This window comes from Okeania sp. (genome assembly GCF_983059655.1).
This window is the reverse complement of record NZ_CEZPJD010000267.1, coordinates 1-9743: the sequence shown is the minus strand read 5'-3', so window position 1 is coordinate 9743 and position 9743 is coordinate 1. Positions and strand designations below refer to the sequence as shown.

The window sequence follows — 9743 nt, the reverse complement described above, 5'->3', positions numbered from 1 at the left end:
TACTTCCCCCCTTTGTTGCGGATGTCGCAATAGTCATCTTCTCATTTTGTGAAGCGCATAACTTGAGAGTGTGTCAGAGGGAAAATATCTACTTCCCCCCTTTGTTGCGGATGTCGCAATAGTCATTTCCTCATTTTGTGAAGCGCATAACTTGAGAGTGTGTCAGAGGGAAAATATCTACTTCCCCCCTTTGTTGCGGATGTCGCAATAGTCATTTCCTCATTTTGTGAAGCGCATAACTTGAGAGTGTGTCAGAGGGAAAATATCTACTTCCCCCCTTTGTTGCGGATGTCGCAATAGTCATCTTCTCATTTTGTGAAGCATCGGAATTAGAGGTGTGTGGAGGAAAATTATATAACAAACCCATACTGACACTTATGTTTTCAATCTAGGTTTGTTATTTTTATTGAAAACGCTAAATTTGACAATAACGTTGTAAACCTGCTGTTTCCTGACTATATGCTTCCATATCAATTTTCACAGGTTCGACATTCCAAATTTCCTGACAATATTCATTGATGGTACGGTCAGCAGAAAATTTACCCATATTAATAGAATTAATAATCGACATCCGAGTCCAATATTCAGGGTTACGATAAGCCTGATTAACTCTTTCCTGACAATCAATATAAGCCTGATAATCAGCAAACAACATATATTCATCTTTTCCTAGTAAAGATTCTACAATTGGCTGGAATAAATTTGGTTTGCCAGGTGAGAAATAACCAGAAGCAATACGGTCAATAACCTGGCGTAATTCTTGGTTAGAAGTATAGTATTGCTCCGGATTATATCCTTGATATTTTAATGTTTTAACTTCTTCAACATTCAATCCAAATAGGAAGAAATTTTCAGCACCAACAGCTTCGCGAATCTCAATATTTGCTCCATCAAGAGTACCAATCGTTAAAGCCCCATTGAGGGAAAATTTCATATTTCCAGTACCAGAAGCTTCTTTTCCAGCAGTAGAAATTTGCTCTGAAAGGTCGGCAGCTGGATAAATTCGCTGACCGATAGATACAGAGAAATTAGGTACAAAAACTACCTTGAGGCGATCGCGTACATCTGGGTCATTATTCACTATTTCCCCTACAGCATTAATCAATTTAATAATTAATTTTGCCATATAATAACCTGGTGCTGCCTTCGCACCAAAAATGAAAGTGCGATGCAAAATATCCACATCTGGATTCTGTTTAATCCGATTATAAAGGGTAATAATATGCAACACACTTAATAGTTGACGCTTATATTCATGGAGTCGTTTTACCTGAATATCAAACAGAGAATTAGGATTAACTACAATTCCTATTTTTTGCTGAATATAATCAGCTAAATTTTGCTTATTTTCATGTTTAATCTGATTCCAATTATGACGAAATTCTGAGTCATCAATAAATCTCTCAAGCTGCTTAATTTCCTCTAAATTTCTAATCCAATTTTTGCCAATTTTATCTGTAATTAGTAATGCCAACTTCGGGTTACTAATTAATAACCAACGACGAGGAGTAATACCATTAGTTTTATTTGTAAATTTCTCAGGCCAAAGTTCGTAGAAATCTCTTAAAACATCTGTTTTCAATAGTTGAGTATGCAATGCTGCCACACCATTGATAGCATGAGCGCCAGCACAAGCCAAATGAGCCATCCGCACGCGTTTTTCAGGAAATTCTTCGATCAGTGACATCCGTGCCAAGCGCCCATCATCTCCCGGATAACGTTTCTTTACTTTTTCTAGGAAACGGAAATTAATTTCATAAATAATTTCAAGATGTCGTGGTAGCAAAGTTGCGAACATACTGACTGGCCAACGTTCTAGAGCTTCTGATAACAGTGTATGGTTAGTATAGCCAAAGGTATTTTGAGTAATATTCCAAGCTTTTTCCCACTCAATATCATGCTCGTCTACTAAAAGACGCATTAATTCAGCAACTCCTATAGAGGGGTGAGTATCATTGAGCTGAATGGCTGCTTTTTCATGGAAGTTGTCTAAATTTGGATTCCGTGACAAGTGAGTACGAATGATATCTTGCAAAGAACAACTAACGAAGAAATACTGTTGCTCTAAGCGCAACATTTTGCCTTGAAATATATTATCGTTGGGATAGAGAACTTTAGAAATATTTTCAGAGGAAGTTTTGTCTTCAACGGCGCGATGATAGTCACCGGAATCAAAAACTTGCAGGTCAAATTCATTACTTGCTTTAGCACTCCAGAGGCGTAGAGTATTTACTGTGTTGGTATTGTACCCAGGGACAAGAGTATCGTAGGGCATTCCAATGACTGTACGTTCAGGTATCCATCTGACCCGATAGTTGCCTTGTTTATCTGGGTAAGCCTCTGTGTAACCGCCAAATTTAATTTCTACTTGGTCTTCATGGCGAGGAATTTCCCACGGGTTGCCCAGACTTAACCATTTATCTGGCTGTTCAACTTGATAGCCATTTTGAATTTGTTGTTTGAAAATGCCAAATTCATAACGAATACCGTAGCCTACTGCCGGAATTTCTAGGGTGGCGAGGGAGTCTAGGAAACAAGCAGCTAGACGACCTAAACCGCCATTGCCTAAACCAGGTTCTGGTTCTTTTTCGATCAAGTCATCAAGTTCAAGACATGATTCTTCGAGAGCTTGACGCGCAACTTCCCAACAACCTACATTGACTAGGTTTTTAGCTAGTTGGCGACCCATCAGAAATTCGGCTGAGAGATAGTATACTGTTTTGACGTTTTGATGGAAGTATGTTTTTGTGGTTTTGAGCCAACGGTGTAACAAACGGTCGCGCACTGTATATGCTAACGCCATATAATAATTATAGGTGGTAGCAAATTCTATATCTTTCCCCTGTAAATAATATAAATTATCGGCGATCGCTCGTTTGATGGTATCGAGGCTAGTGCCTGTGCGATCGTCTTCTACTTGAATTTTTACTTTTTCTGTGTACGATGTACTCTGATTTTGGTGTACTTCTTGCATAATTCTAGAATTTGGTAATCTTATCTATTTCTTGACAACACTCAAAGCAAATTTACCGAATAATTAATAATTAAATAATTCTGGTTTAAAGCTGACCCTTTTAAGGAAAAAAAAGCGGTCGTTTGCTTTGCAACGCTGGCGCGAAAAGCGGAGCTTCCCGTAGGGTGGGATGGCGAGGTCCCCTCGCCATATCCAATCGACCAAGAGAGCGGTCGTTTGCTTTGCAACGCTGGCGCGAAAAGCGTAGCTTCCCGTAGGGTGGGATGACGAGGTCTCAGAGCTGGCCGACCATCGACCAAGAGAAGAAATAATATTTCCTCATATTCAATTCCGTAACAGTTTTAACCAGAGGTAATTATCAATTATCCATTATCAATTATCAATTAATGAAAGGGCTTTCTAAGAATTAATTCAGTCCCCATATTCTGGTGAAAAGCTCTATTTTTAGTTAACTTTTCATTTAGTATCAGGATTACTTCAGCTTGTATCTGGTAGTTTTTTTATATTTTAGTAATACACCCATTTGATTACCTTTCATAGAGATTAAGTTTCGTTATATTAATTTATTTCTATATCAAATCAAAAAGATTTTAGTAAAATGTAATATTTTTTCCAAAAAATTTAGATTGATTTTCTGATTTAATTTATTGACAAATTTTTAATCTTGTGTAAATTTTAAAGAAAAGATAAAAGATTAGATAAATTTAAAGATAATAGAGTATTTTAGGAAAATTTTAAATTAAAAAAAAGAAAACAGAGAATCAAAAATAGAATAATTGAATAGTTAGTACCTTTTTACCTATGAGTAATATAACTTATTGTTCAGTTTATTGGGCAGCAATATGTATAAATAGCACAATTAAATGAATACAATCTTAGATGAAATAGACAGTAGCACACATAATTAATATCAGATACAAAAATTACTTAGAGTGAGATTTATTTGTTACTTTTTGTCACTGATAGCTTGAGTATAAATAGACTTTATTCAAATTAGATGATAATGTTATTGTTAATATAATTCAAGGATAATATCGATGAAAATTCAGAAACTAGAGTATCGCGATCGCGAATATGATTTGCATCTTGAACCTGTTGAATTATCACCTAATATTACTTTGCTTGTGGGTGTTTCTGGTGCAGGTAAAACTCAAATAATTAGTTCTATTTTATCTCTCAAAAAAATTGCTAATGGTGGCTCATTAAATGGAGTCTTTTGGGATCTTACTTTTTTAACCAAAGATAATATATCCTATCGTTGGAAAGGAGAATTTGAAAATGTAGAGGGATTGAGGATAAGAATAAATCATTCTGAGGAAAAAGATAATTTTAAACTCATCTCTGAATACCTTTATAAAGATGAGGAAATTATTATTGAAAGAGACTCAGAAAAAATCCTATTTGCAGGTGTTCGTACTCCAAAATTATCGCCTTTTCAAAGTATAGTAGAATTACTCAATCAAGAAGAAGATATTAGTCCTGTTCAAGAAGAAATTAATAAAATCATACTGACAAATCCTGACGAAGCTTTTGAAGGAATTTGGCGGATACCTATTTCTCTATTAGCAAAATATGAAAATTGCTCTGTAAACGATATTCAAGAAAGCAACCTTCCTATTTTTATGAAAATATCTTTAGTTTATCGATATTTACCAGAAACTTTTAACACAATCAAAGATAGGTTTATGGAAATATTCAATCAAGTTGAAGATATTAAAATAGAATCACCATTTACTGACAATGAAATTCCCGAACCATTTACCGATATTTTTAGAGGAGCTACGGTTGTTTATCTGAAAGAAAAAGGAGTATTTGATTGGATTTCACAAAACTATATATCTTCAGGAATGTTTAAAACATTGATGTATATTAGTGAGTTATATTTATCGTCAGAGGGAAGTGTCATATTAATTGATGAATTTGAAAATAGTTTAGGAGTTAATTGTATTGATAGTGTCACAAATTTAATATCAGAGAATAAAACAGTACAATTTATTATTACTAGCCATCATCCATATATCATCAATAATATCGGAACTAAACATTGGAAAATAGTCACCCGTAAAGGTAACAAAATACAGGTTAAAGAGCCTGAAGATTTGGGAATTTCAAAATCAAGACATAAAGCTTTTATCGATCTAATAAATGTTCTAGAAGAATCTTCTGAAGAGGTAGAAGCATAATGAATATTTATTTTCTGTTAGAAGGAAGAAGTACAGAAAAAAAGATTTATACTTCTTGGCTTAACTATCTTTTACCTGAACTAACAAAAGTCAAATACTATCATCAAGTCGCTCGAAATAATTATTGTTTAGTTAGTGCTCATGGTTATCCTTCAATTATTCACGAATACATTCCTGATGCCATTGAAAAAATTCGAGAAACAGGCAAATATAATTACCTTGTAATTTGTATAGATGCTGAAGAGGAAACCGTAGAAAGCAAAATCAAGGAAATAAACGATTTTATTGTTCAAAATAACCTCAACCTAGAACTAGGAAACGTGAAATTTATTCCCATTATTCAAAACCGATGTATAGAAACCTGGCTTTTAGGTAATAGAAAAATGTTCGACTCTAGGCAACCTTTAGAAAACCCTCTATTAGGTTATGTGAAATATTATGATGTATCCGTAAAAGACCCTGAATTAATGGGTAACTATAATCCAGATTATAATCATGCAGAATTTAATTATTTATATCTCAAAGAAATATTTGCAGCTAGGAATCGTAGTTATAGTAAAAAATTACCTAGAGATGCTCAAAATAAATCTTATTTAAATGGGTTAATCAAGAGAGTTGAAGACGAATCAGAACATTTAAAGACCTTTCAAAACTTTATAAAATTTTGCTGGATGATTAAGCAACAATTATCTGTTTATGAGAAGAATACAGATTAAAGGGTAATTACTCATATTTAATTATATCTACCTGTTCTACTATCTATTGGGAAGTGGGCGATCTTGACGAATTTCTTGTTGCCAAATTTTGGGTTCTACATTTGCAAAAGCCTTAATTTCAGCTAATTTTTCTAGTACTTTTGACATTTGTTCGCCACGATATTTTTGATTTGACTCAGGTTTCTTTTCTAAGAAAGTAACGTATACTTCCTGGGGGCGATCTCTCAATTCAGGAGTATCTTCTTTCCACTCTAAATGGTTTCCTGTTAATACAGCGTTATAGGTGTGTAACATAATATTTTATTGATTATTTTTCATAACTAATTCTACACAAATTAGGTAGTTGAAAGATTCAAAATATTATCATATAGCTGACAGCTGAATGCTTACCATCCCGGAGCGGGCATTCCGGCCCGCACTCCATAGTTTTAAAATAATGATATGCTCAACTTGATAAATGATTAATCAAGGTATTTTACTAATTTTCCCCAGAGGAATTGTCTAGAATTAACTCCTCAAATTCTGCCATAGAATTAACTCTGATTGTTTCTAATAGCAGTTGTTTTAGGAAAGCTAAATCTTCAATATTATTCAGAGTTTCTACCAGAGTTTCTGGTACTGATAAAAATCGTACTTGTAGTAGGTCGAGAATATTTTGTCGGAAAGTTTTTTTCATACCACGTTCTTCCATTGTACTTAACAATTCCACTTTCTGTTCCTCCTCATATTGATTAATTTTAATTTCCAGGTTCTGTTGTAATTCTGGGGGCAATGCCATCATTTTATCTATGAATTTAAACAAATTTATTATTTCAAACTTGCTTAATCCCTTTTCATATAAACTTCTGACTAATTGCCATTTCCATTTTTCTCGTTCTGTTAAATCCCTTGTGGTACTCTTAGTCCTTAAGTGTGCCATTACTATCATAGCAAAAACATTGTTACTTGCTGATAATTCCTCCCATTTATAATCTAAGAGTTTCACGACATCAAAATCTAATCTCATGCGACTTTTTTTGAACTTATATTTATAATAACTGGGTCGCCAAGATTGGCTATCATCTCCGAGTATGGCTAAACTAATTACTTTTTGATTATACAGGTCGAATGCTCGATAGTTATAGATAAACATTCGCTTGGGAAATTCTTTGTCGTATTGACTTTGAACTTCTATATGAATTAACAGCCATTTTTTTCGGTTGTTTAATAACCAAACTTGAAATAATTTGTCAGCATAACGTTTTTTTGTTGTGGCTGAGGCTGTAATTTGTTCTAGTTCTTTATCTAGAGAAATAGGTGTTTTATCCCAGTTAATGGAGTTGTAAATTTCTGGATAGAAAAAGCTGAGGAAAGATGGCAAATATTCTCCAATTGCTGCTTTCCAGGGTTCGTCATAGTTGGCAGTTGTTTCTGTCATTAGTTAGAAGTTAAAATCCTAATTTTACACAAATTCGGTAGTAGAAATATTCAAAAGATTATTATTTGGATGTGCTTCAAACCATAAAGCATCTGCACAAAAATCTATTCCTCCATCCCACTCAATATATCTACCACCTTCTCCTAATTTTACTTGTGAAAAAAAATCTGGCTCGGATAAAGGGGCAAACACTCCACCTTGGTCAATAATAGGTTGAAAATCTACAATAATCTCACTGCCATTAGAATAAATAAGACGCAGTGTGTAGTTAGATTCAGTGGTTAAGCTGGTAATAATATAAGGCATAATTAACTCCAATTTTATTCTAAAGGTTCAATTGATAAAGGTGCTTTAGCTTGCCGACAACGGTTCCAATTATCTAATAATTCTTGTTGATGCAATGCTGTCCATTCTAAAATCATTGAACGAACTCTATTAGGTGCTTTTCCAACAATTATAGTAATAGGTGAAATCCCTACAACTAATTCGTATTCGCCATAAATAGCATGAAAATGGGGTGGAGCATGATCGTTATAAAACATCTTTATAATGATGCCATAAAATTGAGAAATTATTGGCATTGAATATTTCCTTTTTGTGTTTGGAGTTTTGCAAAATAAACTTGCTATTTTTCACTCTTAATAGAGTGTCTAGTAAAACGCTAAAAATCAAATTTGTAGTTGAACTTTATTGCAATAATGATGATTAATTTTTGCTCTGAAGCGCAACTATAAGCACAACTTTTATTGCAAATAATTATCCTAGTACAATATCGCATCAATCAAGGATAAAACTACCAATGGTTGTTCTGGTGAAATTCCTTTTGGAAATATCTTCCTACTGGGTAAGCGCTAATAAAATAAACAACAGGAAAAAATTTATAATAAAAGTCTGAACCTAGATTAAGCCCACCCGCCAAAATAATTGATATCATCCCGACCATTACAAACCAAAGGCATAACCATATAACCCAGAATAATAACCCGCTAATAAAAGATAATAACGATGAACTTTGCCTCGGTCTTGGAGAAGGAGGAGGAATTATACGACCTTGACGTTCTTCTGGTTTATCCTTATATTTCTTCCACTCCAGCAACAAAGTAAGCACACCAGTTATTGCAGCAACCACACCAGTTATCGCCGCTATAGCTTCCAACATAAAAGTCCTCCATAATAGATTAGATCGATTATAATGATTAATTTTTGCTCGGAAGCGCAACTACAAACACAACTTTCCACTCAATATATTTACCGTCAGCGCCTAGTTTTACTTGTGAAAAGTAGGAAAATGCTGGCAGAGCAAGCAGGCGAATGTTCAGCAATAAACTGCCTCAAAGCGTTAGGGGAAATTTCTTTTGGAAATGTCTTCCTACTGGATAAGCGCCAATAATATAACCAAGAAAATAAAAAGTAGCAAAAACTTTACCAAAAAAGTCTGAACCTATATCAACCCCACACAAAACTATCAATATCGTTAAAATACAAATTATCATCACTAGCATTATTTGCCATACAAACAATAACCATATAATCCACCATAATAACCCAAAAATAAAAGGTAAGAATGTTGAGTTTTGCAATTGAAATAACCCTCGAATAAATGATGAACTTTGCCTTTGTCTTGGAGAAGGAGGAGGAATTATACGACCTTGACGTTCTTCTTGTTTATCCTTATATTTTTTCCACTCCAGCAACAAAGTAAGCACACCAGTTATTGCAACAACCACACCAGTTATCGCCGTTATAGCTTCCATAATAAAAGTCCTCCATAATAGATTAGATCGATTATTCTGCTTCTGACTGATCGGGTAATCTGAGGCAGACACGGATTTGAGTAGAGATAAACAAACTAATCATTTTATATCTCTCAACGCTTTTCAGATTAATCAACCACATCGCCACAACCAAAACTCTGTAAGGGTGACAAAAACCAGTAAGGGCGAATGCCATTTCCGTTCCGGAATGCTCCGCAAACGCCCCTACTGTATGAAATAAGGATGTCACAAATAGTTTCAAACTTGAAAAATCAAATAATTGCCTGAAACTATTCTATTATCAAAGTTTTTAGCCAATCTCATCTGACTTTTGACTTTTGACTTTTGAATTTTGACTTCTTCACGCTGGCATTCCCAAAATCTCCTCAATTTTCGGCATCTCCTCCAACGGTATCACCCGACCTTCATCCTCAAAACCAGCAATTTGATCGAAGTTCAAATACCTATACAAATCGCCCGCAAACGGATCGACTTTCTCCTTCATAATCTCCAAATACTCATCCACACTTGGTATCCGACCCAACAGCGCACAAACCGCCGCCAACTCAGCGGAACCCAAATAAACACGAGCGCCTTTACCCATGCGATTATTAAAATTCCTGGTCGAAGTCGAGAACACTGTAACCCCATTTTCAACACGCGCTTGATTTCCCATACACAAAGAACATCCAGGCATTT

Annotated in this window: 11 protein-coding genes; 2 read left to right on the top strand and 9 right to left on the bottom strand. The window is 34.6% G+C overall.

The window, feature by feature from the left end:
- Positions 1–415: 415 nt before the first annotated feature.
- Complete coding sequence (locus tag AC3DU7_RS15985; RefSeq protein ID WP_488040320.1) at positions 416–2974, bottom strand: glycogen/starch/alpha-glucan phosphorylase; 2559 nt, start codon at positions 2972–2974, stop codon at positions 416–418.
- Between the two features lie 1037 nt (positions 2975–4011).
- Between AC3DU7_RS15985 and AC3DU7_RS15980 the strand changes: the two genes are divergently transcribed.
- Both AC3DU7_RS15980 and AC3DU7_RS15975 read left to right on the top strand, forming a co-directional pair.
- Entirely contained in the window at positions 4012–5157 is a 1146-nt protein-coding gene (locus tag AC3DU7_RS15980; protein ID WP_488040319.1) for an AAA family ATPase, read from the top strand.
- Positions 5157–5873, top strand: coding sequence for a hypothetical protein (locus tag AC3DU7_RS15975; protein WP_488040318.1), 717 nt, complete (start codon positions 5157–5159; stop codon positions 5871–5873). The genes AC3DU7_RS15980 and AC3DU7_RS15975 overlap by 1 nt, the downstream gene beginning before the upstream one ends.
- Positions 5874–5912: 39 nt before the next feature.
- On the opposite strand, the gene AC3DU7_RS15970 is transcribed toward AC3DU7_RS15975, so the two are convergent.
- The 8 genes from AC3DU7_RS15970 to AC3DU7_RS15935 form a co-directional block, all read right to left on the bottom strand.
- Positions 5913–6167 carry a hypothetical protein gene (locus AC3DU7_RS15970; RefSeq protein ID WP_488040317.1) on the bottom strand — a complete coding sequence of 85 codons (255 nt, stop codon included), beginning with the start codon at positions 6165–6167 and terminating at the stop codon, positions 5913–5915.
- 184 nt (positions 6168–6351) lie between these two features.
- Positions 6352–7290: an RpnC/YadD family protein gene (locus AC3DU7_RS15965; RefSeq protein WP_488040316.1), complete on the bottom strand. Its 939-nt coding sequence runs from the start codon at positions 7288–7290 to the stop codon at positions 6352–6354.
- Positions 7291–7314: 24 nt separating this feature from the next.
- On the bottom strand, positions 7315–7596 hold the full coding sequence (locus tag AC3DU7_RS15960; protein ID WP_488040315.1) for a DUF2442 domain-containing protein: 282 nt from the start codon (positions 7594–7596) through the stop codon (positions 7315–7317).
- A 14-nt stretch (positions 7597–7610) separates the two neighbouring features.
- Positions 7611–7871: a DUF4160 domain-containing protein gene (locus tag AC3DU7_RS15955; RefSeq protein ID WP_488040314.1), complete on the bottom strand. Its 261-nt coding sequence runs from the start codon at positions 7869–7871 to the stop codon at positions 7611–7613.
- Between the two features lie 212 nt (positions 7872–8083).
- Positions 8084–8449, bottom strand: a complete 366-nt coding sequence (locus AC3DU7_RS15950; protein WP_488040313.1) for a hypothetical protein — start codon at positions 8447–8449, stop codon at positions 8084–8086.
- A gap of 172 nt (positions 8450–8621) precedes the next feature.
- The gene (locus AC3DU7_RS15945) at positions 8622–9044 is read right to left on the bottom strand and encodes a hypothetical protein (protein WP_488040312.1); all 423 of its coding nucleotides are present in this window, start codon (positions 9042–9044) and stop codon (positions 8622–8624) included.
- A 31-nt stretch (positions 9045–9075) separates the two neighbouring features.
- Positions 9076–9240, bottom strand: coding sequence for a hypothetical protein (locus tag AC3DU7_RS15940; protein WP_488040311.1), 165 nt, complete (start codon positions 9238–9240; stop codon positions 9076–9078).
- Positions 9241–9405: 165 nt separating this feature from the next.
- Positions 9406–9743, bottom strand: a 338-nt coding sequence (locus tag AC3DU7_RS15935; protein ID WP_488040310.1) for an aconitase family protein, incomplete at its 5' end; no start/stop codon positions are given.

What these genes read in the sequence shown, in the direction of transcription:
- AC3DU7_RS15950 (WP_488040313.1), bottom strand. Translation starts at nt 8,449, where the DNA reads ATGTTGGAAGCTATAGCGGCGATAACTGGTGTGGTTGCTGCAATAACT.
- AC3DU7_RS15960 (WP_488040315.1), bottom strand. Translation starts at nt 7,596, where the DNA reads ATGCCTTATATTATTACCAGCTTAACCACTGAATCTAACTACACACTG.
- AC3DU7_RS15980 (WP_488040319.1), top strand. Translation starts at nt 4,012, where the DNA reads ATGAAAATTCAGAAACTAGAGTATCGCGATCGCGAATATGATTTGCAT.
- AC3DU7_RS15955 (WP_488040314.1), bottom strand. Translation starts at nt 7,871, where the DNA reads ATGCCAATAATTTCTCAATTTTATGGCATCATTATAAAGATGTTTTAT.
- AC3DU7_RS15985 (WP_488040320.1), bottom strand. Translation starts at nt 2,974, where the DNA reads ATGCAAGAAGTACACCAAAATCAGAGTACATCGTACACAGAAAAAGTA.
- AC3DU7_RS15965 (WP_488040316.1), bottom strand. Translation starts at nt 7,290, where the DNA reads ATGACAGAAACAACTGCCAACTATGACGAACCCTGGAAAGCAGCAATT.
- AC3DU7_RS15970 (WP_488040317.1), bottom strand. Translation starts at nt 6,167, where the DNA reads ATGTTACACACCTATAACGCTGTATTAACAGGAAACCATTTAGAGTGG.
- AC3DU7_RS15940 (WP_488040311.1), bottom strand. Translation starts at nt 9,240, where the DNA reads ATGGCATTCGCCCTTACTGGTTTTTGTCACCCTTACAGAGTTTTGGTT.
- AC3DU7_RS15945 (WP_488040312.1), bottom strand. Translation starts at nt 9,044, where the DNA reads ATGGAAGCTATAACGGCGATAACTGGTGTGGTTGTTGCAATAACTGGT.
- AC3DU7_RS15975 (WP_488040318.1), top strand. Translation starts at nt 5,157, where the DNA reads ATGAATATTTATTTTCTGTTAGAAGGAAGAAGTACAGAAAAAAAGATT.